This is a genomic window from Rhodococcus oxybenzonivorans, from assembly GCF_003130705.1.
GTDB lineage: Bacteria > Actinomycetota > Actinomycetes > Mycobacteriales > Mycobacteriaceae > Rhodococcus_F > Rhodococcus_F oxybenzonivorans.
In genome coordinates this window covers 592,716-616,800 of record NZ_CP021354.1, presented here as the reverse complement: position 1 = coordinate 616,800, position 24,085 = coordinate 592,716, and the positions used below count along the sequence as shown (strand labels likewise).

At 67.2% G+C, this 24,085-nt stretch carries 18 protein-coding genes; 10 read left to right on the top strand and 8 right to left on the bottom strand.

Annotation, left to right across the window (positions count from 1 at the left end; all coding sequences use genetic code 11):
- The first annotated feature begins 2 nt into the window (after nt 1-2).
- Nucleotides 3-998: a crotonase/enoyl-CoA hydratase family protein gene (locus CBI38_RS03080; protein ID WP_418328325.1), complete on the top strand. Its 996-nt coding sequence runs from the start codon at nt 3-5 to the stop codon at nt 996-998.
- A gap of 64 nt (nt 999-1,062) precedes the next feature.
- Here the strand turns inward: CBI38_RS03080 and CBI38_RS03075 are convergent, their stop codons facing one another.
- The 3 genes from CBI38_RS03075 to CBI38_RS03060 all read right to left on the bottom strand — a co-directional run bounded on the left by CBI38_RS03075 (nt 1,063) and on the right by CBI38_RS03060 (nt 4,380).
- Nucleotides 1,063-1,362 (bottom strand): DUF4193 domain-containing protein, encoded by a 300-nt coding sequence (locus CBI38_RS03075; protein ID WP_109326292.1) that lies wholly within the window; start codon nt 1,360-1,362, stop codon nt 1,063-1,065.
- Nucleotides 1,363-1,790: 428 nt separating this feature from the next.
- Nucleotides 1,791-4,178 (bottom strand): glutamate--cysteine ligase, encoded by a 2,388-nt coding sequence (locus CBI38_RS03065; protein WP_109326291.1) that lies wholly within the window; start codon nt 4,176-4,178, stop codon nt 1,791-1,793.
- Between the two features lie 10 nt (nt 4,179-4,188).
- Nucleotides 4,189-4,380: a hypothetical protein gene (locus tag CBI38_RS03060; RefSeq protein WP_109326290.1), complete on the bottom strand. Its 192-nt coding sequence runs from the start codon at nt 4,378-4,380 to the stop codon at nt 4,189-4,191.
- 110 nt (nt 4,381-4,490) lie between these two features.
- Here CBI38_RS03060 and CBI38_RS03055 point away from each other — a divergent pair, with 110 nt between their 5' ends.
- On the top strand, nt 4,491-5,501 hold the full coding sequence (locus CBI38_RS03055; protein ID WP_109326289.1) for an LLM class flavin-dependent oxidoreductase: 1,011 nt from the start codon (nt 4,491-4,493) through the stop codon (nt 5,499-5,501).
- Between the two features lie 6 nt (nt 5,502-5,507).
- Here the strand turns inward: CBI38_RS03055 and ggt are convergent, their stop codons facing one another.
- Both ggt and CBI38_RS03045 read right to left on the bottom strand, forming a co-directional pair.
- The gene (ggt, locus tag CBI38_RS03050; protein WP_109326288.1) at nt 5,508-7,493 is read right to left on the bottom strand and encodes a gamma-glutamyltransferase; all 1,986 of its coding nucleotides are present in this window, start codon (nt 7,491-7,493) and stop codon (nt 5,508-5,510) included.
- Between the two features lie 86 nt (nt 7,494-7,579).
- Nucleotides 7,580-8,350 carry a putative protein N(5)-glutamine methyltransferase gene (locus CBI38_RS03045; protein ID WP_109334821.1) on the bottom strand — a complete coding sequence of 257 codons (771 nt, stop codon included), beginning with the start codon at nt 8,348-8,350 and terminating at the stop codon, nt 7,580-7,582.
- Nucleotides 8,351-8,610: 260 nt separating this feature from the next.
- Here CBI38_RS03045 and CBI38_RS03040 point away from each other — a divergent pair, with 260 nt between their 5' ends.
- Together CBI38_RS03040 and CBI38_RS03035 are read left to right on the top strand one after the other, a co-directional pair.
- Complete coding sequence (locus tag CBI38_RS03040) at nt 8,611-9,018, top strand: DUF732 domain-containing protein (RefSeq protein ID WP_109326287.1); 408 nt, start codon at nt 8,611-8,613, stop codon at nt 9,016-9,018.
- Between the two features lie 156 nt (nt 9,019-9,174).
- On the top strand, nt 9,175-10,140 hold the full coding sequence (locus tag CBI38_RS03035; protein WP_109326286.1) for a pirin family protein: 966 nt from the start codon (nt 9,175-9,177) through the stop codon (nt 10,138-10,140).
- Between the two features lie 59 nt (nt 10,141-10,199).
- Here CBI38_RS03035 and CBI38_RS03030 read toward each other — a convergent pair whose 3' ends face one another.
- Nucleotides 10,200-10,550, bottom strand: a complete 351-nt coding sequence (locus CBI38_RS03030; RefSeq protein WP_109326285.1) for a DUF8021 domain-containing protein — start codon at nt 10,548-10,550, stop codon at nt 10,200-10,202.
- Between the two features lies 1 nt (nt 10,551).
- A complete protein-coding gene (locus CBI38_RS03025; RefSeq protein ID WP_230990070.1) occupies nt 10,552-11,565 on the bottom strand; it encodes a hypothetical protein in 1,014 nt (337 codons plus the stop codon).
- Nucleotides 11,566-11,795: 230 nt separating this feature from the next.
- Between CBI38_RS03025 and leuA the strand changes: the two genes are divergently transcribed.
- The 3 genes from leuA to CBI38_RS03005 all read left to right on the top strand — a co-directional run bounded on the left by leuA (nt 11,796) and on the right by CBI38_RS03005 (nt 20,066).
- Nucleotides 11,796-13,604 carry a 2-isopropylmalate synthase gene (leuA, locus tag CBI38_RS03020; RefSeq protein ID WP_109326280.1) on the top strand — a complete coding sequence of 603 codons (1,809 nt, stop codon included), beginning with the start codon at nt 11,796-11,798 and terminating at the stop codon, nt 13,602-13,604.
- Between the two features lie 444 nt (nt 13,605-14,048).
- Nucleotides 14,049-19,535, top strand: coding sequence for an ATP-binding protein (locus CBI38_RS03010; protein ID WP_109326278.1), 5,487 nt, complete (start codon nt 14,049-14,051; stop codon nt 19,533-19,535).
- A gap of 153 nt (nt 19,536-19,688) precedes the next feature.
- Nucleotides 19,689-20,066: an SHOCT domain-containing protein gene (locus tag CBI38_RS03005; RefSeq protein WP_109326276.1), complete on the top strand. Its 378-nt coding sequence runs from the start codon at nt 19,689-19,691 to the stop codon at nt 20,064-20,066.
- A gap of 53 nt (nt 20,067-20,119) precedes the next feature.
- Here CBI38_RS03005 and CBI38_RS03000 read toward each other — a convergent pair whose 3' ends face one another.
- Nucleotides 20,120-21,013 (bottom strand): LysR family transcriptional regulator, encoded by an 894-nt coding sequence (locus CBI38_RS03000; protein ID WP_109326275.1) that lies wholly within the window; start codon nt 21,011-21,013, stop codon nt 20,120-20,122.
- A gap of 72 nt (nt 21,014-21,085) precedes the next feature.
- Between CBI38_RS03000 and CBI38_RS02995 the strand changes: the two genes are divergently transcribed.
- From CBI38_RS02995 to CBI38_RS02985, 3 genes are read left to right on the top strand one after another with little or no spacing between them, the layout of a single operon-like run.
- Nucleotides 21,086-22,003: an EamA family transporter gene (locus tag CBI38_RS02995; RefSeq protein ID WP_109326274.1), complete on the top strand. Its 918-nt coding sequence runs from the start codon at nt 21,086-21,088 to the stop codon at nt 22,001-22,003.
- 25 nt (nt 22,004-22,028) lie between these two features.
- Nucleotides 22,029-23,282, top strand: a complete 1,254-nt coding sequence (locus CBI38_RS02990; protein ID WP_109326273.1) for a Mur ligase family protein — start codon at nt 22,029-22,031, stop codon at nt 23,280-23,282.
- Nucleotides 23,275-23,985 (top strand): type 1 glutamine amidotransferase, encoded by a 711-nt coding sequence (locus CBI38_RS02985; protein ID WP_109326272.1) that lies wholly within the window; start codon nt 23,275-23,277, stop codon nt 23,983-23,985. Before CBI38_RS02990 ends, CBI38_RS02985 begins: the two co-directional genes overlap by 8 nt.
- Nucleotides 23,986-24,085: the final 100 nt, after the last annotated feature.

Below are 24,085 nucleotides of genomic sequence, written 5' to 3'. Positions count from 1 at the left end.
GCATGCGTCCCGGCGCGTGGCGGGAAGGCTGGGACGAGGGAGCCGATTCGCTGTTCGCGGACCGGGAACAGGCCGAGGACCACACCGAGTACCGCACGCTCACCTACGAGGTGACCGGGCGGATTGCGCGGATCACCTTCAACCGGCCGGAGCACGGCAATGCCATCACCGCGGACACCCCGCTCGAGCTCGCCGCCACCGTCGAACGGGCGGACCTCGATCCCCGCGTCCACGTCATCCTGCTGTCGGGACGCGGGAAGGGGTTCTGCGGCGGATACGACCTCGGAGTGTTCGCCGAGAGCGGCGGCAATCCGGGAGACGGACCGGACAGGACCACCGGCACGGTGCTCGATCCGATGGTGCAGGCGCGCAATCACAATCCGTTCGGCCACTGGGATCCGATGGCAGATTACGCGATGATGAGCCGTTTCAATCGTGGGTTCGCGAGTCTGCTGCATTCGAACAAACCGACCGTCGCGAAGCTGCACGGCTTCTGCGTGGCGGGCGGCACCGACATCGCCCTCTACTGCGACCAGATCATCGCGGCCGACGACACGAAGATCGGCTACCCCCCGACCAGGGTGTGGGGGGTGCCTGCCGCCGGGATGTGGGCGCACCGCCTCGGCGATCAACGGGCCAAACGATTACTGCTGACCGGTGATTGCCTGAGCGGAAAGCAGGCAGCCGAGTGGGGGCTGGCGGTGGAGTCTGCGCCCGCCGAGGAATTGGACCAGCGCACCGAGGATCTCGTCGGCCGGATCGCTCAGATGCCGATCAATCAGCTGATGATGGTCAAGCTCGCCTTGAACAGCGCTCTCCTCGCCCAGGGGGTGGCCAACTCGGGCATGATCAGCACCGTGTTCGACGGCGTGTCCCGGCACACCCGCGAGGGATACGCGTTTCAGTTGCGTTCGGCCACCGCAGGATTCCGCGAGGCCGTTCGGGAACGGGACGAACCGTTCGGTGACCACAAGCGGCGACAGTTCGATCAGCCGTAGGCGCGATGCCCGCGCGAACGACGAACGTGAGTGCCGAAGTACGGCACTTCGGCACTCACCTGTCTCACGCGCAGTCGCGGCAGATCAGCTGGCCACCCTCGTCCGAGGCGAGACGGGAACGATGGTGCACCAGGAAGCAGCTACTACACGTGAACTCGTCGGCCCGTTTCGGAACGACCCGTACCGTGAGTTCCTCACCGGACAAGTCTGCGCCGGGCAGTTCGAAGGACTCCGCCGTGTCGGCCTCTTCCACGTCGACGACGGAAGATTGCGACTCGTTCCTTCTCGTCTTCAGTTCTTCGAGCGAGTCCTCCGCGAGTTCGTCGTCGACGGTAACCCGTGGTGCGTCGTAGTCGGTTGCCATGACTTCCTCCCTTCGGCTCGGGTCTCCCCTGCCGGACATTCCCGCGCTTGCGGGGCATGGTTGCTAGACAACGCACCGGCTCCCGATTTTGTTCCCCAACCACCGGTCTATGTCATGCCGCTTGTGGTATGCCCGATCGGGGTACTCCTCAATCAGCCGACAGGAAAGTGATCGAGGCGATGACGAGCCACCGTGACGAGCCCCTGAACCGCGACCCGGGACCGGTGCCACCGGGGCCCGAACCTCCCGAGCCGGAACCGCAGCCGCCGATACCGCCCACTCCGACGCCGCCTCATCCGTTCCCGCCGGAGCCCGGACCGGAACGTCCGCCCGAACCCGAGCGGCCACCCGAACCCGGACCCGGACCGCAGCCGCCCGGACCCCAACCACCCGACCCGATGCCGCCGTTCCCACCGCAGATGTAGGTCTCACTCGGTCTGATCGCCGAGCCGTGTCAGCGCCACCAGCGTGCGCAAACCGTGAATCATCGCGCGTTCGTCGAGCCGGAAACCGGGCTGGTGCAGTTCCTGACGTTCGCCGACGCCCTCCCAGACGCCGAGGCGGGCCATCGCACCGGGAACCTGCTCGAGGTACCACGCGAAGTCCTCCCCGCCGCTCGACTGCTCGGCTTCCGCGAGGTGATCGAACCCGACCACGGACTCGATCGCTTCCCGTAGGTCCGCCGTGCAGTCGGGGTCGTTGACCACGGGTGGCACGCCCTGCAGGTAGGAGAGCTCGTAGCGCACGTGGTAGGGGGCGAGTAGTTCGCCGATCGTGTCGGTGACCAGCGGCTCGAGGTTGGCCCAGGTCTCGTGGGACGCACTGCGGAGGGTCCCGACGAGTTCCCCCGACTCCGGCACGGAATTGCCCACCTGACCGGCGGACACCTTCCCCCAGGTGAGGACCGTCGCCGTACGGGCGTCGATGCGGCGGTCGAGCACAGAGGCCAGCCCGGTGATGAGTACCGCACCGGCGTGGATCAGATCGCCCGTCAGGTGCGGGCGCGCGGTGTGTCCACCCTGCGACCAGAGGCGCACGGTCACCGATGCGTTCGACGAGGTGATGGGACCGCTCCGGGTGGCGAGCTTCCCGACTTCGAGGTTCGGGTCGCAGTGCAGGGCGTAGATCTTGGAGACACCCTCCAGTGCGCCGGCGGCGATCGTGTCGACCGAACCGCCTGGCGTGGTTTCTTCCCCTGGCTGGAAGATCAATCGCACTCGGCACGTCGGTGGGTACTTGACGAGGACGGCGGCGGCGCCCATCAGCATTGCGGTGTGCGCGTCGTGACCGCAGGCGTGTGAAACCCCGGGCACAGTGGATTGGAATTCGAGACCGGTGGCCTCGGTAATCGGCAATGCGTCCAGGTCGGCGCGCAGGGCGATGCAGTGTTCCGTCTCGGGTCCGATATCGCACCACAGTCCGGTTCCACCGGGCATGAGGACGGGCTCCACACCGAGACTCGCAAGGTGATCGCGCACGACCCGAGTTGTTCGTCGCTCCTCGAACGACAGCTCGGGGTGGGCGTGGAGATCTCTACGCCACGCGAGCAGCTGCTGTTCGTCGAGTTCTCCCGACCCGGTCCAGGTCAGCTCGGATTCGCTGCCACGCCGGGCGAATCGCGCGGCCCAGCGTCTCCGCGGGCGGGTCGCCACGCTCGAGTGCGAGCGTCCCGCGTGCGCGCTCGGCACCAGGGTTTCGCCCTCGGGAAGCGGTGACACGCGGTCGGCCGTCTCGGCGAGAAGCTGGTCGACGACGTCGGTCAACCGATTCCGTCGTTGGAATGCTTGACGCTGACGGGCAGCCGAGCTTCCCGTCGCGAGGGCGGCGGCAGACAGTTCGCGGACGGTGTCCCAGTCACCTGTCTCCTCGAGCTGGGGTCTCAAGGAGCGCACGAAGTCCTCGACGATGTCCGCAGCGAGCCGCGAGCGCGGAACCGTGACGTCTACCAAGTCCGCTTCCAGGCCGGAACGCGCAGCCCGCCAGAGTGCCGCCCGGGTCATCGTCGAGACGACCTTCAGCCCCTTGTCGCCGGCCCGCAGACCTTGGACCTCCCGTTCGACGAGGGCGCGGAAGAGGGCCGCAACAAGGATGACCGTGTCGAGTCGCGGGCAGCTGTCACACACCCGCAGTTCCAGCGTCGGAAGCTTGGCCGAGGGGCGGATGTCGAAGTAGGCCATGCCGGGGTCGCTGATCACGCCGCTCGACACCAGGTCGTCGATCAGGGTGTCGTACTCGGCGGCCGAGGAGACGGGCGCCGCCGGACCGGTACTCGGCCACCGTAACCACAGCAGGGTCCGCGCGCTCGCGTAACCGGTGTCCGAGCCGTCGGCCCGGAACGGAGAACTCACACTGAGCGCCAGGAAAACCGGCAGGTAGGGGGCGATGCGGTTGGCCACCTGGACGGCCTCGTCCCGGTCGGGCACATCGACATGCACCTGGGTGCCGCAAATCAGTTGTTCGCGGGCGAGCATCTGATAGTCGGCCAGCATGCGCTGGTAGCGCAGCGACCCTGTCACCTGCATCTCCGTCGGAAGGGCGAGTGGCATCGATCCGGCGGCCGCCACCCCGACACCGAGCCCCTCGGCCGCGTCGACGAGCAGCGAGCGGTGCCAGGCCAGGTCGGACCTGAGGTCGGCGAGGTCGGTGAACACACCACTGTTGACCTCCACCACACACCGCTGCAGCTCGTCGACGTAGGCGTCGTCGGGCAGTCGCGCCAGCAATTCCGGCGCACGGGTCGTCAGGCGCCGGGTCTTCAAGTCGATGAGGTGAAATTCTTCCTCGACGCCCAATTTCCTTGGGCTGCTGGCGAGCACGGTGGGGTCTCTACTGCTTCGATACGCCCTCGGTGTCATCGAAGAACGACCATTCGCCGTCGTGCTCGACTTCCATCCGCCACCCGAGTTCGCTGTTGTCGGCCCGGACATCGACGAACCACGCGTGCGCGTCGTCGGCTGCGTCGATTTCTCGGGTCTCTACCACGTCACCTTTGGGGTCGATTACTCGATAAGTCGCCATGGTGTCGGTATTCCCCGAGCGCGCCGATCCGAACCAACGTCGGAATATCCGGCAGGGTTCCACCGTTACCACACTGATTGATAGTTCAACTATCTAGAAGGAGTGTAGCCATGGAACTCGGGTTGACGACATTCGCCGAGGTCGGCCCCGGTGAGACCGGAACCGTCTCACCACGGCAGCGCCTGAAGAACCTACTCGAGGAGGTCGTGCTCGCCGAGCAGGTCGGTCTCGACGTCTACGGCGTCGGGGAGCATCACCGAGCCGACTTCGCCGCGTCCGCGCCCGCCGTCGTGCTCGCCGCCGCAGCAGCGAAGACTTCCCACATCGCGTTGACCAGCGCGGTCACCGTGCTCAGCTCCGATGACCCGGTGCGGGTGTTCGAGGAGTTCGCCACCCTCGACCTCATCTCCGACGGTCGCGCCGAGGTGATGGCCGGTCGCGGATCCTTCACCGAATCGTTCCCCTTGTTCGGGTACGACCTCGCCGACTACGACGACCTGTTCGTCGAGAAGCTCGGGCTGCTCCTCGCACTCCGCGACTCCGAATCGGTGTCGTGGTCAGGACGATTCCGTCCGGCCTTGACCGATCAGCCGGTGTACCCGAGGCCCGAGCGTCCCCTGCCCGTGTGGGTCGGAGTCGGCGGCAACCCGGAGTCCGTGGTCCGTGCCGGGCTGCTCGGTCTCCCGATGGCGCTCGCGATCATCGGAGGCAGGCCGGCACGCTTTGCCCCGCTCGCGGAACTCCACAGGCGTGCGGTATCGGAGGGCGGTCACGAACCGCAGCCGATCGCCGTCCACGCCCACGGTTATGTCGCCGACACGGCCGAGCAAGCCGCCGACGACTTCTACCCGTCCTATGCCGCGGCCATGACCGGACTCGGTCGCGAACGCGGGTGGGCGCCGATGGATCGCCAGTCCTTCGACGCCATGCGGGGCCCCGGCGGCTCACTGATCCTCGGGAACCCCGAGCAGGTGGCGGAGAAGATCGTCGACATGCGGGAGACCCTCGGCATCGAGCGGTTCATGCTGCACCCCAGCGTCGGGCCGCTGCCGCACGACAAGGTGATGCGCGCCATCGAACTCCTCGGCACCAAAGTCGCGCCACTCGTCGAACAGGAGTGACGTGCGCTAACCGGTACCGTCGCCCATCACTGCACCCTCGCGTCGGGGATCGGCGCCGCCGACCCACCCGGAGTCGACGCGTTGCAGTGCACTGAGCCCGCTCGACTGCGGAGCAACCGAGACCTGGTGGCCCATCGCCCGCAACTGGGCGATCAGCGGGTCATCGGCGCCGTCCCGGGCAGCATTGATGTTCGGATGTTCACCGCCCACCCCGGTCACCGGGGTGTTGGCGGCGCCGAAGTCGACTCCCGAGACGGCCTGCTGCGGGTTCATGCCCCAATCGAGCATGCCCACCAATGTTTTCACGACGAACTGGATGATGACCGAGCCACCGGGTGAGCCCGTCACGAATTCGAGGTCACCTCGCGCGCCGTCGTCACCGAGACCGAAGACCAGCGTCGGGGCCATCGAACTGCGGGGCCGCTTCCCCGGCTCCACCCGGTTGGCCAGCGGCACACCGTCCGGTCCGACGGGTTGGGCCGAGAAATCGGTGAGCTGATTGTTGAGCACGAAACCTTCGGTCATGTGGAAAGCTCCGAACGCCGACTCCACCGTGGTGGTCATCGACGCGACGTTGCCGTACTTGTCCGCGATCGAAATATGACTGGTTCCGTGCTCCTTGTCCTGCGGCTGCACCCCGAGCGGCACCGGACCGAAGTCACCCGGCTTCGCGGTGCCCATGCTCTTGCCGGGATCGATGAGGTCGGCACGTTGCTTCAGGTAGTCGTCATTCAACAGCGTGTCCACCGAATTACCGGGCAGCGGAACGAAATCCGAGTCGGCCACATACTTGTCCCGGTCCGCGTACGCCAACCGCTCCGCCTCGGCGATGAGATGCACGGCCTCCGCCGTCGGTTTTCCACCATTGGCGTCGAGGTTCGTCGGCCCCACGGCAGACAGGTCGAAGTTCTCCAGAATGCCGAGGGTCGCCGCCACCGCCGTCCCCCCGGACGACGGGTTCGGCATACCGCAGACCTCGTGGTCTCGGTACGGCGTACACAGGGCCGTGCGCTTCTTCGCCTGGTAATTCGCGAGGTCGTCGAGCGTGATCTGGCCCGGGGTCCGTCCTCCCGAGGTCGTCGCCGTGGAGTCGACGATGCTCTGGGCGATCGCGCCGGTGTAGAAGGCATCGGCACCGCCCGAAGCGACGGCTCCGAGCGTTTTGGCCATCGCGGGATTCGTCAGCTTGGTGCCCGCCACTTTGGGGCTGCCGTCCGGGTTCAGGAAGTACGCCTTCGACGCCTCGTCGATTGCCAGGTCGGGAGCCGAAGCGGCGATCTGCCCGGCCATGCGGGGGCTGATCTCGAAACCCTGATCCGCCAGGGAGACTGCGGGATCGAACAATTCCCGCCACTCATTCCTGCCATGTTCACGATGTGCCAGCTCGAGCATCCGGACGACGCCGGGCACTCCGATCGACCGCCCACTCGCGCGCGCGTCAGGCTTCGGTTCGGTGCGGTCCGTGTCGCTGATCCAGCGGAGATAATTCTCCGTCGCCGCCATCGGTGCGACCTCGCGTCCGTCGTACGCCTCGACACTGTTCTTCTCCGCGTCGTAGTAGAGGAGGAAAGCACCACCACCGATTCCCGACGACTGCGGTTCGACGATGCCGAGCACCGTTTGCGCGACGATCAACGCGTCGGCCGCTGTGCCCCCTTCGCGCAGAACGTCGCACGCCGCCTGTGTCGAAATCGGGTTGGCGGTCGACACCGCATACGACGCGGTATCGACGGGCACCATCCCGGAGCGATAGACCGTCGCGATCTCCGGATTGGTCGCAAGGTTCTGACTGGTGGGCGGAGTGCCTGCCGGCGGCGGAGCTTGCCCGGCGGGCGGCGCTGCGGCCGTCGTGCCGTTGCGAACATCGGCACAGGTGGCCGCGGGGTCGCTCGGTGGCGCCTCGTCCGACGAACACGCCGCCACCATGCCGGCGCAGAGTGCTGCCGCCAGCGTTGCCCGGATTCCGATGCCGACTCCTGCGCCACGACCCATCTCGAGACCCTAACGAAAATTCCGGCCTCGGGAGAGCAGAACGCAGCTGCGCCCCGCGAGGTCGGTCCAGCATTGTGTCGAGGCGCTCACGACCGCGTTCCGACGACGACGGTGGCACCGAGCTCGGCGGAGGACTCGACTCGCGCGCTCAACCCCGCGTCGGTGAAGGCCTGGACTGTCCGCGTTGCCTGGCTCTCACTTGTTTCGATCAGGAGGTGACCGCCGGGGCCGAGCCAGTGCTGCGCCCCGACCGCCACTCGCCGCTGAATGTGCAGGCCGTCGGCACCACCGTCGAGTGACACCCGCGGCTCGTGCAGTCGCGCCTCGGGGGGCATCAACCGAATCGCCTCGGTCGGCACATATGGAGCGTTGGCCACCAGAACATGGACCTGTCCGCGCAAGGAAGCAGGCAACGGGTCGTAGAGGTCGCCCTCGAACACGCGCTCCGCGGGCATGTTACGACGAGCGCATCGGACCGCGGCAGGGTCGATATCGACCGCATACAACTCGGGGGAATCGATAAGGGCGGCGAGCGCAATTCCGACCGCTCCCGACCCACAGCACAGGTCGACCACGACAGCACCTTCACGCATCAAAGCCGCCGCCCGGTCGACGAGGAATTCAGTACGCCGGCGAGGCACGAAAACCTCGGCGTCGACCGCTATTCGCAGACCGCAGAACTCTGCCCAGCCGAGCACGTGTTCCAGTGGCACACCGGAAACGCGCCGCTGGACCATCGACACGAGGTTCGTCCGATCACTCGCGGCCGCGAGGATCAACCGTGCTTCATCTTCGGCGAAAACGCAGCCGGCAGAGCGCAATTCATGAACGAGAGCATCTTCGACGGAAACTGACATGAGAGTGCCTTTCGGATTGCCGATGGGCGCTCTCTCGGCCACCTCAGGTCGGCACCACCGCGCGGTCGCGGGGTGAGAGCACCCGGACTGAACTGACGAACACGGGTCTCACCTCCTCGAACCACTCCGACTGGAGAGGGCAACACTACCTGCCGGGCACCCGGGCGAACAGGCGAACGCCGCGAACACACACCGCGTGCTCTCGCCGCACGGGCGATACGATCGTCGCCGCACCAGCCTCGAAAGGACTCCGTCACCACATGCGCCGCACTCTTGCTCTGACCGCCCTCACCCTCTGCTCCGCGACATTCCTGACCGCCTGCGGTGGGGACAGCGCCGATTCCGCGGCACCGGAGTCGAGCACGACCTCCGCCGCTGCCAGGACCACCGCCGCCTCCGCACCGGGGAAGCGCATCTTCGCGGTCGCCGACGACCCCGCCACCGCCGCCGATTACCTGACCTATTTGAGGTCGATGAACCAGAACGTCACCAACGACGAGACCGCGGTGCACCAGGCCGGCGAAATCTGCACCGCCCTCGACGCCGGCAAACCCCTCGACCGGGTGCGCGAGGAGTGGACGCCCATGCTCTCCGCCGACGGCGTCTACTACTACATCATCGGTGCCATCACCCGGTACTGCCCCGACCACGAGGGCGTCCTCAACTGAGGGCGCTTCGCGCCCCGTGAGTGGTTAACGAGTCTCTGCACTCGTCAACCACTCACGGGCGGCGGAGCCGCCTGCGCGGGAATACCTGCGCACCGCCGCTGTTACACCTCGTAAGGTAGTTGAAGAATCAATTACACGAGTTCGAGGAGACACCCGATGCCTGCCGTGACTGTCGACAACATCCTTGCCCTGCCGCGTATCGACGCCCCTGCCCCGGGCGCCGTCGACCGGCCGGTCCGCTCCCTGACCACGGCTCCGGTCGGGTACGAGGGCGAGGGCTTCCCCGTTCGCCGCGCCTTCGCCGGCATCGATCTGGCCGCGCTCGACCCCTTCATCCACATGGACCAGATGGGTGAGGTGAACTACGCGCCCGGCGAACCCAAGGGAACGCCGTGGCACCCGCATCGTGGGTTCGAGACCGTGACCTACATGATCGACGGAATCATGGAGCACCAGGACTCCAACGGGGGCGGCGGCACCATCGGCGGCGGCGACACGCAATGGATGACGGCCGGTGGTGGCATCCTCCACATCGAGACCCCGCCCGAGCACCTGGTCATGAGTGGTGGGCTCTTCCACGGCGTCCAATTGTGGGTGAACCTGCCCCGCGACAACAAGATGGCCGCACCCCGCTATCAGGACATCACCGGGCAAAAGGTGGCCCTGCTGTCCTCCCCCGACGGCGGCGCCCTGGTGCGGGTCATCGCGGGCGAGGTGGACGGACACTCCGGCCCGGGCTCGACATACACCCCGATCAGCCTGGTTCACGCGACCGTTGCCCCCGGGGCGAGCCTGACGCTGCCGTGGAATCCGGAATTCAACGCCCTTGCGTACGTCCTCGCCGGTGAGGGCCTGGTCGGTTCGGAGCGCAGGCCGTTCCGGATGGGGCAGACCGCCGTCTTCGGACGCGGCGACGCCCTGACCATTGCCGCGGCAGACACCCAGGACTCGCGTACCTCCTCGCTGGAGGTTTTCGTCCTCGGCGGCAAGCCGATCCGCGAGCCGGTGGCCATGGCCGGACCGTTCGTGATGAACACGAAGGCCGAGGTAATGCAGGCGTTCGAGGACTTCCAGGCCGGTCGCCTGGGATCCATCCCCGCGGCACACGAAACACTGGGCTAGTTCCGGCCCGTCGCGACGATCCAGGCAGGTGAACGCGGACTCCGGTGTTCTCTACGTCTTCAGGGACGCCGGATCTTCGCGTCGATGCGGCGGATTCGGAGATCGTTCTGCGGTATGTGGAAGGTCTCGATCACCCGCACGGTCATGAGGGTTCGGCCGAACAGCCCGGCGTCCAGGAGATAATCGGCTGTGACGTCGTCCCCGGCCACCGACCACGCCACCTCACGAACGGCGCGGATCAGACGGAACTGCGGACCTCGGGACAGACTGCGGCGCAGATGGTTTCCGGAGAACCCCGTCTTGAATCCCGCCTCGTAGCGGACGGCCCGGGGAGCGAGGGGCACCGCGTTCCCATCGTGACTGACCAACGCATCCAGGTACGCCTGGGCCACCTCGACCTGAGTGTTCATGTCAGTAGTCGAACATTTCTGCCGCGGCGAGCACCAGCATTTGCGCCTCTTCGCAGTCACGCGCCGTTGCCGCCACCGAGGCCGTCAGTCTGTTGCCGCGTCGGGCCATTTCGCTCATCGGGCTGTGTTGCACGTTGGTGTCGACAACGTCCCCGGGATAGAAGTAGTAATGGCATTCGAGCGCGTCCTCGAAGAAGGCGAACGACTCTCCGTCGATCTCGACCACCTCTGGCCCCCCGGTCCGCGGCGGTGGGGTGGACAGGGCGAACCGCACGGATGCCTCGTCACCGCGTCCGAGGGTCAGGCGGCACTCGTACGGCCGACTGCCCGGGGCGAACGTCGTGATCTCGAGTTCAGTCACGTTTTCGACCACCCGGCACGGGTCTTGCTGCGCCAGTGGGATATTCGTGGTACTCCGCGGAGTCGAATGCAGCCTGGCCGTCACCGCCGCGAGGACGGCGCTCGCCTCAGCGCAGTCGTCACCGGCAGCCGGCCTCACCACACCGGCAGCTCCGTCGAGATAGGAGACGTGTCCCCAGCGCTGCGCGGCGACTCCCGGAACCGGCGGCAGCGAGAAGTAGAGCGTGCACGTACCGGGCAGCGGCGACAGCGCCGGGCGCACCTCGATGCCACCGGCGGCGCGGCCGCGGCCGACTCCCTCGGACGGTTCACGCTCCCCCACCACCACCTCGATCCAGGACGGATCGACGGGTGTACCGCCGGGCGGGATCACCTCGGCATGGCACGTCGACAGGTCGCCTGCCGGACCGTATGCGGTGAGGACGCCGAACGACGCCACCCCGGCTGCGTCGAGCAGTCCGCACGGTTCGACGGCTCTGGCCGCCGCGGCAACCGCGAGCTCTGCGCGGACGAAGTCGCTGACAGGCCGGCCGTAGACCGGTGCACCCACCCCGACGACACGCGGCGAGCCGTCCACGTTCACCCCGCAGGACAGGGCACACGCTGCGAGAACGATGACGAGAACCACCGGAGTGACCCGCGAGATGTGACGCACTGCACCTCCCTCGCTCGACGTGTCGAACGGCGGCACATCCGGAAACGTGCCGAACCCCTACACACGGAGAATAGGCTCAGGAGTAGAGTGCTCGTTATGCATCGCGCACTTCTCCTTGGTTGCCGCGACGGGGTCTGATCCAGACTGGCTTCCCGTCGCGGGGTTCTCGTGCGCCGGTCGACACAGCCGTTGGGCTCACAAAGTCCGCAACGAATCTGGAGATCAATCCCATGTCCCCCGCTGACGCTTTCACCACCGGAACGCGCACCATCACGCCGCCTTCCAAGCCTGCTCCCGCCGACCAGCCGGCGTGGAACACCCAGAAGAACTCGTCGATGCCGACGTTCCGGTATCGCTCGTTCGCCGAAGAAGTGGAACCGGTGTCGCTGCCGGACCGCACGTGGCCCGACAAGACCATCGACCGCGCCCCGCAATGGTGTGCGGTCGATCTCCGCGACGGCAACCAAGCCCTGATCGATCCCATGAGCCCGGCCCGCAAGCGGCGCATGTTCGAACTGCTCGTGCGGATGGGGTACAAGGAGATCGAGGTCGGATTCCCGTCGGCCAGCCAGACGGACTTCGACTTCGTCCGTGAGATCATCGAAGACGGCGCGATCCCGGCTGACGTCACCATCCAGGTGCTCACGCAGTCGCGCCCCGAGCTGATCAAGCGCACATTCGAGGCGTGCGAGGGCGCCGAGAAGGTGATCGTGCACTTCTACAACTCCACCTCCATCCTGCAGCGCCGAGTGGTGTTCAAGGCCGAGCGCGACGTCATCAAGAAGATCGCCACCGATGCGGCCGCTCTGGCCCTGGAAGAGGCGAAGAAGTACCCGGACACGCAGTGGCGCTGGGAGTACTCGCCCGAGTCGTACACCGGCACGGAACTCGAGTACGCAAAGGAGGTGTGCGACGCCGTCACCGAGGTCTTGCAGCCCACCCCCGAGAACCCGGTCATCCTGAACCTGCCGGCCACCGTCGAGATGGCCACGCCCAACGTGTACGCCGACTCGATCGAGTGGATGCACCGCAACCTGGCCCGCCGCGACTCCGTCATCCTCTCCCTCCACCCCCACAACGACCGCGGCACCGGTGTCGCGGCCGCGGAGCTGGGCTATCAGGCGGGCGCCGACCGCATCGAGGGATGCCTGTTCGGCAACGGTGAGCGCACCGGCAACGTCTGCCTGGTCACGCTGGGTCTGAACCTGTTCACCCGCGGGGTCGACCCGCAGATCGATTTCTCGAACATCGACGAGATCCGCCGCACGGTGGAGTACTGCAACCAGCTGCCCGTCCACGAACGCCACCCGTACGGCGGCGACCTCGTGTACACCGCCTTCTCCGGCAGCCACCAGGACGCCATCAACAAGGGCCTCGACGCCATGAAGATCGACGCCGACTCCCAGGACGCCGACGTCGACGACATTCAGTGGGCGGTTCCCTACCTGCCGATCGATCCCAAGGATGTGGGCCGCACCTACGAGGCGGTCATCCGCGTCAACTCGCAGTCGGGCAAGGGTGGCGTCGCCTACATCATGAAGGCCGACCACGGGCTGGTGCTGCCGCGCCGGCTGCAGATCGAGTTCTCCCAGGCGGTCCAGCGGATCACCGACGGTGAGGGCGGCGAGGTGTCCCCGAAGGAAATGTGGGACGTCTTCCACGAGGAGTACCTCGCTCCGATCACCCCGCTCGAGCGGATGAAGCAGAAGGTCACCGCGTCCGAAGAGGACGGCGGCACCGACTCCATCACCGCAACGGTCAAGGTGAACGGCAAGGAACAGGAAATCTCGGGTTCGGGCAACGGCCCGCTCGCCGCGTTCGTCGACGCGCTCGCCACCATCGACTTCGATGTCCGGGTGCTCGACTACTCCGAGCATGCGATGTCGGCGGGTGACGACGCCCAGGCCGCTGCGTACGTCGAGTGCGCCGTCACCGCGCCCGACGGCCGGAGCACGGTGGTGTGGGGTGTCGGTATCGCCACGTCGATCACCACGGCGTCGCTGCGCGCCGTCGTCTCGGCGGTCAATCGCGCTCACTGACCGATTCGTCCGTATCGCCGCGAGTGCGCCCCGTGCGCGCTCGCGGCGTTCGCGTTTTCCGGGCCTCTGCGCCGGCGTATCGAACCGCTCGGTAACTTGACGTGAAAGTGCGCTGCGGCGTGACGTTTTCGTCGTTCGCCCCGAAACTCACGACGTGACAATGCGTTACAGGTAACTTCTTGAACACTTGACAAACCGAACGTGACCCTCGCTGAAGTTACGCGCGGGTACAAAAAATCGACGTTATGCTCCAGTTCCCGGGCATCGGGTCCTGCAGAGTGGCAGGACCCGATGATCGCATTCGGGGCACCTCTGGAGGGGACGAGTGGGTTGTGCAGGGGTGCGTGTGTCCGCGAAGGCGGCACCCAGTCCACGGCGGGCATGGCCTTGGCCATCGAAACACTCTGCGGATCAATGAGTTTTACGGAAACGGAGCGCTAACTGATGTTCAAGCGAATAGCGATAGTCAATCGCGGCGAGGCTGCGGTCCGCCTGATTCGAGCCGTGCGTGAACTGAATGCCGAGCACAACTACGGCATCACGACAGTTGCACTGCACACCGAGGCGGAGCGCCGCGCGATGTTCGTGCGCCAGGCCGACGAAGGTGTGTGCTTGCGCACAGTCAAGAGCGGAACCGCCTACCTGGACCACGCCGAGCTGGCCCGCGCCCTGCGCGAGAGCAAGGCCGACGCCGTGTGGGTGGGCTGGGGCTTCGTGGCCGAGGATCCCGCTTTCGTCGAGGTGTGCGAACAGCTGGGTATCACCTTCATCGGTCCGCCCGCTGAAGCGATGCGTCTGCTCGGTGACAAGGTGGAGGCCAAGCTCCTCGCGGAGAAGGTGGAGGTCCCGGTCGCACCGTGGAGTGGTGGACCCGTCGCCACCCGCGCCGACGCACGTCGCCACGCGCAGGCAATCGGCTACCCGCTCATCATCAAGGCCCGCAGTGGTGGCGGTGGCCGCGGCATCCGCAAGGTGTGGTCCGAGGACGAACTCGAACTCGCGCTCGAGCGCACCCAGGGTGAGGCCCAGCGGTCGTTCGGCGACCCCGTCGTCTTCATCGAACGACTGGTCACCGATGCGCGCCACGTCGAGGTACAGGTCATTGCCGACAACTTCGGCAACGTCTGGGCTCCTGGTGTGCGTGACTGCTCCATCCAGCGCAAGAACCAGAAGGTCATCGAGGAGTCCAGCTCGCCGCTCCTCACCGCAGAGCAGTCGAATCACCTCCGCACCGTGTCGAGCGAACTCGTGCGTGCAGCCGGATACCGCGGCGCAGGCACTGTGGAGTACCTCTACCAGCCGGAGCAGAAGACCTTCACCTTCCTCGAGGTGAACACCCGGTTGCAGGTGGAGCACCCCATCACCGAGGCCACCACGGGAATCGACCTGGTGAAGTTGCAGATCCTCGTGGCCAGCGGCGAACCCCTCGTGGGTGACTGCCCGCCCGAGTTCGGCCACGCCGTCGAAGCCCGGCTCAACGCCGAAGACGCCGCCAACGGATTCGCACCCGCCCCCGGCGCGGTGCAACTGCTCAAGTTCCCGCTCGGCAGCGGCCTGCGCGTCGACACCGGCATCGCGCAGGGCGACGTCATCCCGCCCGACTACGACTCCATGGTCGCCAAGGTCATCGCCTGGGGCCGCGACCGCTCCGAGGCACTGGCCCGGCTGCGCACGGCGTTGCGGGAGACCACGGTCGTGCTGCGCGGCGGCACCACCACCAAGTCCTTCCTGCTCGACCTGCTCGACCGCGAAGAGGTCATCACGGCGTCCGCCGACACCGGCTGGCTGGACCGCACCGACGCGGGCACGTCCAACGTGCCGTCCCGCACCGCTGATGTCGCGCTGATCGCCGCCGCCATCGATGTCTACGACGCCGAGGAGAAGCTCGAGCGTCAGGCGTTCCTTTCGTCTGCCCGCGGTGGGCGACCCCGCGCCGGCCACGCCATCGGCCGCAAGGTGGAGCTCAGCTACCAGGGTCAGGCGTACGGACTCACCGTCACGCAGGTCGGCGCCCACCGTTACCGCGTCGACGGGGACGCCCCCGAGACCGAGGTCGAGGTGGACCGGCTCAGCGAGTTCGAGAGCCGCCTGGTGATCGGCGACCGCCGCCACCACGTCGTCTCCGTCGCGGGACGCGCCCAGTACCTCGTCGAGGTCGACGGCATCAGTCACCAGATCAGCCAGGACGAGGCCGGTGTCGTACGCGCCCCCGCCCCGGCGGTCGTGGTCGCGGTGCCGGTGTCCGTCGGTGACGAGGTCGAGGTCGGCGCCACCTTGGTCGTCCTCGAGAGCATGAAGATGGAAACCGCGGTCCGCGCGCCCGTCGCCGGCCGGGTCCGGGAAGTGCTGGCCATGGTCAACTCGCAGGTGGACGCCGGAACGGCGCTGCTGCGGGTGGAGGAAAGCTCCGACGAGTCCACGGCGCAGCAGTCGCCTCGGGTCGAATTCGATCTCGGCGCCCCGGCACCCCACGGTGACCCGCGCCTCGATGCCCTTGCGCAGATCGATGCGCTCGGCGCGCTGCTCACCGGGTACGACGTCAGCGCGAAGCGGGCCGGTGTCCTGCTCGCCCAGTACGAGAAGCTGCGGGCACAGATCGCCGGCGATCCCGACCTCGTGCAGGCCGAGCTGGCGCTGCTCACCACGTTCGCCGACATCTGCGAGATCGGCCGTAACCGTCCGACGGTGGCCGAGGAAGACGGCGACGAGCGGGTGCACAGCCCGCGCGAGCATTTCCACACCTATCTCCACACCCTGGACGTCGAGCTCGAGGGGCTTCCGGAGTCCTTCCAGACCCGGTTGTCGCGCGCTCTGCGCCACTACGACGTCACCGATCTCGAGCGCACCGCCGAGCTCGAGGAAGCGGTGTACCGCCTCTTCCTCGCGCAGCAGCGGATGGACAATCAGGTTCCCGTCATCGCCGCACTGCTCGACCGCTGGCTCAACGACGGCAACGCACCCGGCCGCGCCCCGAGCGGACTCGGTGAGGTGCTGGACCGGTTGATCGTCGCCACCCAGGTCCGCTACCCGGTGATCGGCAACGTCGCCCGCAACGTCCGCTTCCGCTTCTTCGACGAGCCGCAGATCCGCAAGGCCCGCGAACAGGTGTACGACGGTGTCCGCGGCAGCCTCGAGTACCTCGCCGAGCATCCCGGCGCCGGCGACTACCAGGAACGCCTCGAAGCGCTGGTCGCCACCCCGCAGTCGCTGACCGAGCTGCTCGGACAGCGCATCGCCCGCAAGAGCGCCACCGTGGGCCCGCTGCTCGAGGTGGTCACCCGCCGCTACTACGACATCCGTACGCTCGAAGACGTCGCAGCGTTCGATCGTGGCGGACGGCACTTCGTCACCGGCAACTTCGACCTGCTCGGGGAGCGTCTGCACCTCGTGTCGGCCGTCGCCGACTATGCCGAACTGCCCGGTGCGCTCACCGAAATCGGTGATGTCGCCTCGGAGACCCCCGACAATCTCGTCCTCGACCTGTACCTGTCGTGGTCCGAGCCGCCGGCCGATCCCGACACGATGTCGGAGGACCTGCGCAAGACGCTGGCGACGCTGCCCCTGATCGCCTCCTGCCGCCGAGTCACGGTGTCCGTCTTCGGTGGCGTCGGCCTCGACGTCCGCAAGTTCACCTACCGGCCGGACGCGGGTGTGCTCGCGGAAGAGGCACTGATCCGGGACATGCACCCGCTCACCGGTCAGCGCTTCGATCTGTGGCGCCTGAAGAACTTCGAAGGCACCCGCCTGCCCGCGGCGGCGGACACGTTCCTGTTCCACCTGGTGTCGCCCGAGAACCCCACCGACGAGCGCCTCATCGCACTCGCCGAAATCCGCGACATCACCCCCGTCCGCAACGAGGACGGCCAGGTGATCGGCGTTCCCGCTGCCGAGCGCGTGCTCCAGTCCTGCCTCGACGGCATCCGGCGAGCTCAGGCGGCCCGTGGCAGCAAGCGCAAGCTCGACGCCAACCGCGTCGTGCTGTACGTATGGCCGAAGATCGACGCTCCGGTGGAAGACCTGCAGGAATTTGCGCGGGTCGCGGCCCCGCTCACCGCGGGCGCCGGACTCGAGGAGATCACCGTGATCGCCCGGCTCCAGGGCCCGGCCGGAACGGAGTCGCAGGAGAAGGCACTGCGATTCTCCTACCGCACCGGCAGCGGCGTCGTCGTCAAGGTCACCGACCCGCCGACCGAGCCGCTGCAGCCGCTCGACGCGTACACCCAGAAGGTCCGCAGTTCCCGCGCCCGCGGCACCGTCTACCCGTACGAGCTGATTCCCCTGCTCACCGGTCGCGACGGAACCTTCGTCGAGCACGACCTGGACGAGTCGGGCCGACTGGTTCCGGTGGACCGTCCGTACGGACAGAACCGCGCCGGCCTCATCGTCGGTCTGGTCACCGCCCGCACCGAACGGCACCCCGAGGGCATGACCCGGGTCGCGCTCTTCGGCGATCCGACCAAGGCGCTGGGCACCGTCGCCGAAGCCGAGTGCGCGCGTCTCGTAGCGGGCGTCGACCTGGCCGAGGAGCTGGGTGTGCCGGTCGAGTGGTTCGCGTTGTCGTCCGGGGCGACGATCTCCATGGACAGCGGTACCGAGAACATGGACTGGGTGTCTCGCGGCTTGCGTCGCATCATCACGTTCACGCAGAACGGTGGCGAGGTCAACGTGATCGTGGCCGGCATCAACGTCGGCGCGCAGCCCTACTGGAACGCCGAAGCCACGATGCTGATGCACACCAAGGGCATCCTCGTGATGACGCCCGACAGCGCCATGGTGCTCACCGGTAAGAACTCGCTCGACTACTCGGGTGGTGTCTCGGCCGAGGACAACTTCGGTATCGGTGGCTATGACCGCGTCATGGGACCCAACGGCGAGGCGCAGTACTGGGCTCCCAACCTGCCCGCGGCCTGCCAGATCCTGTTCGCCCACTACGACCATGCGTATGTGGTTGCCGGGGAACGGTTCCCGCGTCGGGCCCACACCGCCGACCCCATCGGCCGCGACGTGCGCACCTTCCCGCACGTCCACCCGTCGAGCGACTTCACCACGGTCGGTGACATCTTCTCGGCAGAGACGAACCCGGAACGCAAGAAGCCGTTCGACATTCGCACCGTGATGCGGGCGCTCGTCGACCAGGACCACCAGGTGCTGGAGCGGTGGGCCGACATGGCGGACGCGGACACGTCCGTCGTCATGGATGCGCACCTGGGCGGTTACCCGGTGAGTGTCATCGGCATCGAGTCGCGGGCCATCGCCCGTAAGGGATGGTCGCCGGCCAACGGCCCCGACCAGTGGACCGCCGGAACGTTGTTCCCGCAGTCGTCGAAGAAGACGGCGCGGGCAATCAACGCCGCCAGCGGAAGCCGTCCCCTCGTCGTGCTGGCCAACCTGTCCGGCTTCGACGGGTCCCCCGACTCGCTGCGGCACATCCAGCTCGAGTACGGCGCCGAAATCGGCCGCGCCATCGTTAATTTCGACGGCCCGATCGTATTCTGCGTCATCTCCCGCTACCACGGCGGCGCGTTCGTCGTGTTCTCCGGAGCGCTCAACGACAACATGGAAGTTCTCGCCGTCGAGGGTTCCTTCGCGTCGGTGCTCGGTGGCGCGCCCGCCGCGGCCGTGGTGTTCACCCGCGAGGTCAACTCGCGGGTGGCCGCCGACCCGACGATCCGGGAACTCGAGGCCAACCTGGCCGGCGCCCAGACCGACGCCCAGCAGGCTCACCTGCGCGTCGAGCTGGCCGCCCAGCAGGCTGCGGTCCGCAACGAGAAACTCGGTGAAGTCGCCGCCGAGTTCGAGGCCGTGCACAACATCCAGCGCGCTCAGCAGGTCGGCTCCGTCGACGCGGTCATCCCCGCCGTCGAACTCCGCCCCTACATCATCGGTGCCGTCGAGCGCGGTATGCGACGAGCGGTGGAATCAGCAAGCTAGAACGACGCGACACGGCCGCGGCACCTACGGGTGTCGCGGCCGTGTCGTGTACTGGGCCATACCCATTTCACCTGTTTCGGATGACGCGGGCGGTGCCGGAAGCTGCGATAGTCGGCGCAGACTTCCTTCGACTGTGTGAAATGGAGCGCTGCAATGGACTCGTTCTGGGACTTCCTCTGGGTAATCATCACCACGTTCGCCTTCGTGGCCTACCTGATCCTGCTGTTCTCCATCATCACCGACCTGTTCCGCGACCATAAGTCGTCGGGCTGGGCCAAGGCCATCTGGATCATCTTCCTGTTCATCGTCCCCTTCCTGACCGCGCTGGTGTACCTGATCGTGAAGAGCGACGGCATGGCGCAGCGGTCGATGGCCGCGGCTCAGCAGGTCAAACAGGCGCAAGACAGCTACATTCGCGAGGTCGCGGGCAAGTCGTCGGCGGAGCAGATCGCGGACGCGAAAGCGTTGCTCGATGCCGGAACCATCAACCAACAGGAGTACGAGACGTTGAAGGCGAAGGCGTTGGGCTGATCACTGGCCACTTCCCGAGGGGGACCCGCTTTCGAGCGGGTCCCTTTGCCATGTCAGTCCGTGACCTCCGCCGCGACGTCCCGGAACGCCTGAAGCACCGTTGCGACGGCAGGAATGGCATCGGCCGCCGGACGACGAGTCAGTTCGTAGATGCGCGCCGCCCGGACACCGGCAAGGGGCAACCGGACCACCGACGGGTGGGTCACGGCATGGCGGGCCAGCAGCGCGACACCGTGCCCGCCGGCCACCAGTTCCTCGATGACCCGGAAGTCGTTGATACGCATCACCACCCGCGGCTGCACTCCGGTTGCCGCGGCCACCGACAGCAGGACGTCGTCGACGGGGAATCCGCCGCGCACGCTGATCCAGCTCTCGTCGGCCAACTGTTCCGGTCGCACCGAATTCTGCCCCGCGAAACGATGACCGGGCGGCAGGATCAGATCGATCGGCTCACGCATGAGCGGTTCGGCGGTCACCCGAGGTGACGACGTGTCGGCGGCACGCTCATCCCGGTGAGTGAGAACCACGTCGTAGTCGGCGAGCAACGTCGGCAATGCCGACGACGGCAAATCCTCGTCGCGCGGCTGCACGTCCACACCGCTTCCGGCGAGGACGTCGAGCAGCCGGGGCAGCAGCAACGCGGCGCCGGACGGAAACAGCGCCACCCGGACACGACCTCGCGGCGACCCCCGGTAGGCGTCCATCTCCGCTGCTGCCCGGTCCAGGGCGGCCAGGACGTCGTCGGCCCGCACCACGAGGGCCTGTCCGGCGTCGGTGAGCCGCAGGCGCCGGCCGTCGGGTTCGAGCAGGGTCACGCCTGCTTCCCGCCCCAGGATCTTCAATTGCTGCGATACGGCGGACGGGGTCATCGACAATGCCGCGGCAGTGGCGGCCACCGTCCCTCGGTCCGCCAGCTCACGCAGGACTCGCAAGCGGGTCGCATCCATGAAGTAAAACTACATGGACAATGCACTATAAAGTGCTTGTCCTGATGGTTCGGCAGGCTCACGATGGAGCACATGACCACCCGCGATCGGCTCCTCGGACTTACCGTCGTCGTGTTGTGGGGTCTGAACTTTCTCGCCATTCGCGCCGGTCTCGATCACTTCCCGCCGTTCTTCTTCGCGGCAGTGCGCTTTCTCCTCATCGCGATCCCGGTGGTCTTGTTCGTTCCGCGGCCGCAGGTCCCCACCACGTGGCTGCTGCTCTACGGCACCGGCTTCGGAGTCGGGCAGTTCACGTTCCTGTTCTGGGCCATGCATGTCGGGATGCCCACCGGGCTGGCGTCACTGGTCTTGCAGTCGTCGGCGCCGTTCACCGTCGTACTGGGCGCAATCCTGCTCCGCGAGCGACTGCGGCCGGTGCAGGTGGGTGGGCTCCTCGTGGCGATGTCGGGGATGGCGCTCATCGGCTGGGACCGGTCCCAGCACGCCGCCCTCCTCCCCGTGGTTCTGACGTTGCTCGCCGGCCTGTCGTGGGCGCTGGGCAACCTCGGAAACCGAAAGGCGGCCTCCGACCAGCCGATGCGCCTGATGCTGTGGATGTGCGTCATTCCCCCGCTGCCCATGCTCGCACTCTCGTTCGCGGTCGAAGGACCCTCGTCCGGCTGGGACGCGCTGACGTCTTCGCTTCACGGCAACGGCCCGCTGGCGCTTGCCGGACTCGCCTACATCGTGATCCTCGGCACCATCGCCGGCTCCGGCCTCTGGACGGCTCTGCTCAGCCGCTATCCGGCGGGCACCGTCGCACCGTTGTCCCTCCTCGTTCCCGTTGTCGGCATCGGGGCAGCGTGGCTGGTGCTGCACGAGGAACCGAGCGCCGTGTCGCTGATCGGTGGAGCGGTGGTCATCGCCGGTGCGGCAGCCACCCAGATGAGCGGCAAGGCACGCCAGGGACCATCTCCGCACGTCCGTCCACCGGCGCGAGTCGGCGTCTGACCGGACCCTGTGCAAAACTCGCGGAGTGAGTACTGGAACTGGGATCACGACACGCGGCAAGGTCGCCCTCCGGGCAGCAGCGGCCGCCTCCTGGGCATCGCAGAAGGCGGGACGCGGCAAGGGCTCGATGATCGGCGGATTGATCGCCCTGAAGATCGACCCCACGCTGATGGAACAGCTCGGTCGTAGCCGCCGCACCGCGGTGATCACCGGCACCAACGGCAAGTCGACCACCACCCGGATGACGGCCGCCGCGCTCTCGACCCTCGGCGAGGTGGCCAGCCAGGCCGACGGCGCCAACATGGACGCCGGGATCGTCGCGGCCCTGAGCAACCGAGTGCACGCACCCCTCGCCGCACTCGAGGTCGACGAACTGCACGTCCCCCATGTCAGTGACGCGGTCGATCCCGAAGTTCTGGTGTTCCTCAACCTGAGCCGCGACCAGCTCGACCGCGTAGGCGAGATCAACATGATCGAGCGCAAACTCCGCGCCTGCGTCGCCGCGCATCCCGAGGCCACCGTCATCGCCAACTGCGACGACGTTCTCGTCACGTCGGTGGCCTACGACGCGAAGAACGTCGTCTGGGTGGCAGCGGGCGGCGGCTGGGCCAGCGACGCCGCGAGCTGTCCGCGCACCGGTGAGCCGATCGTCTGGGAAGGCCCGCACTGGCGCAGTACCGGTTCCGACTTCGCGCGCCCCACCCCCGACTGGTGGCTGGACGAGGAGAACCTCTACGGGCCGGAGGGCCTGAAGATTCCCATGACGCTGGCATTACCCGGCCGCGCGAATCGAGGCAACGCTGCCCAGGCAGTGGCCGCCGCAGTCGCGATGGGCGCGAAAGCCGAGGACGCGGTCGCCGCCGCAGCCACCGTGCAAGAAGTGGCCGGCCGCTACAGCACCGTCGAAGTCGGGCCCCATTCGGTCCACATGCTGCTCGCCAAGAACCCGGCCGGCTGGCAAGAGGCGCTGTCGATGATCGACCCCACCGTCGACGGACTGGTGATCGCGGTCAACGGTCAGGTACCCGACGGTGAAGACCTCTCGTGGTTGTGGGACGTGCGTTTCGAGCACTTCGAAGGCGTCAAGGTGGTGGCCGCCGGCGAACGCGGTACCGACCTCGCCGTGCGCCTCACCTACGCGGGCGTCGACCACACCCTCGAACCGAATCCTCTGCGCGCCATCGCTTCCTGCCCGCCGGGACGTGTCGAGGTGCTCGCCAACTACACCGCATTCCGCGACCTGAACAACGCCATCGCGAAGGAGGCGCGCAATGTCTGACTCCACCGTGCGCATCGGACTGGTACTCCCCGACGTCATGGGCACCTACGGCGACGGCGGCAATGCTCTCATCCTGCGGCAGCGACTGCGCATGCGCGGATACGACGCCGAGATCGTCGAAATCACCCTCAACGACCCGGTCCCCGAATCGCTCGACGCCTACACCCTCGGCGGTGCCGAGGACTCGGCCCAGCGGCTCGCGACCCGCCACCTCACCAAATATCCCGGACTCCAGAAGGCCGCCGAACGCGGTGCCCCCGTGCTCGCGATCTGCGCCGCCATCCAGGTACTGGGCAACTGGTACGAGACATCGAGCGGCGAACGCGTAGACGGTGTGTCGATGCTCGACGTCACCACCTCTCCGCAGGCCACCCGGTCCATCGGCGAGGTGATCACCAAGCCCCACCTCGACGGCTTGACTCTGCCGCTCACAGGATTCGAAAATCACCGCGGTGGAACGACTCTCGGCCCCGACGCGCGCGGCCTCGCCCGCGTGAACCACGGCGTCGGGAACGGGGTCGGAGATGGACAAGAGGGCGTCGTCCAGGGTTCCGTGATCGGCACGTACATGCACGGACCGGCGCTGGCCCGCAATCCCGAACTCGCCGACCTCATTTTGAAGCGAGCCCTCGGCGTCGACGAACTCCCCACCCTCGACCTCCCCGAAGTCGAGCAGCTGCGCCGGGAACGCCTGCGCGTGTAGTCCGGCGGGAGTAGTCCCACGCTGCGCCGATCGAACCCTCTGACCCGGGACGGGTCCGAGGGCGGTTCCCTGTGCCGACAATGCCGTCCATTCGTCGTTC

What these genes read in the sequence shown, in the direction of transcription:
- leuA (WP_109326280.1), top strand. Translation starts at nt 11,796, where the DNA reads ATGTCCCCCGCTGACGCTTTCACCACCGGAACGCGCACCATCACGCCG.
- CBI38_RS03045 (WP_109334821.1), bottom strand. Translation starts at nt 8,350, where the DNA reads ATGTCAGTTTCCGTCGAAGATGCTCTCGTTCATGAATTGCGCTCTGCC.
- CBI38_RS03055 (WP_109326289.1), top strand. Translation starts at nt 4,491, where the DNA reads ATGGAACTCGGGTTGACGACATTCGCCGAGGTCGGCCCCGGTGAGACC.
- CBI38_RS02985 (WP_109326272.1), top strand. Translation starts at nt 23,275, where the DNA reads ATGTCTGACTCCACCGTGCGCATCGGACTGGTACTCCCCGACGTCATG.
- CBI38_RS03030 (WP_109326285.1), bottom strand. Translation starts at nt 10,550, where the DNA reads ATGAACACTCAGGTCGAGGTGGCCCAGGCGTACCTGGATGCGTTGGTC.
- CBI38_RS03005 (WP_109326276.1), top strand. Translation starts at nt 19,689, where the DNA reads ATGGACTCGTTCTGGGACTTCCTCTGGGTAATCATCACCACGTTCGCC.
- CBI38_RS03010 (WP_109326278.1), top strand. Translation starts at nt 14,049, where the DNA reads ATGTTCAAGCGAATAGCGATAGTCAATCGCGGCGAGGCTGCGGTCCGC.
- CBI38_RS03060 (WP_109326290.1), bottom strand. Translation starts at nt 4,380, where the DNA reads ATGGCGACTTATCGAGTAATCGACCCCAAAGGTGACGTGGTAGAGACC.
- CBI38_RS02995 (WP_109326274.1), top strand. Translation starts at nt 21,086, where the DNA reads ATGACCACCCGCGATCGGCTCCTCGGACTTACCGTCGTCGTGTTGTGG.
- CBI38_RS03000 (WP_109326275.1), bottom strand. Translation starts at nt 21,013, where the DNA reads ATGGATGCGACCCGCTTGCGAGTCCTGCGTGAGCTGGCGGACCGAGGG.
- CBI38_RS03075 (WP_109326292.1), bottom strand. Translation starts at nt 1,362, where the DNA reads ATGGCAACCGACTACGACGCACCACGGGTTACCGTCGACGACGAACTC.
- CBI38_RS03080 (WP_418328325.1), top strand. Translation starts at nt 3, where the DNA reads ATGCGTCCCGGCGCGTGGCGGGAAGGCTGGGACGAGGGAGCCGATTCG.
- CBI38_RS03040 (WP_109326287.1), top strand. Translation starts at nt 8,611, where the DNA reads ATGCGCCGCACTCTTGCTCTGACCGCCCTCACCCTCTGCTCCGCGACA.
- ggt (WP_109326288.1), bottom strand. Translation starts at nt 7,493, where the DNA reads ATGGGTCGTGGCGCAGGAGTCGGCATCGGAATCCGGGCAACGCTGGCG.
- CBI38_RS03035 (WP_109326286.1), top strand. Translation starts at nt 9,175, where the DNA reads ATGCCTGCCGTGACTGTCGACAACATCCTTGCCCTGCCGCGTATCGAC.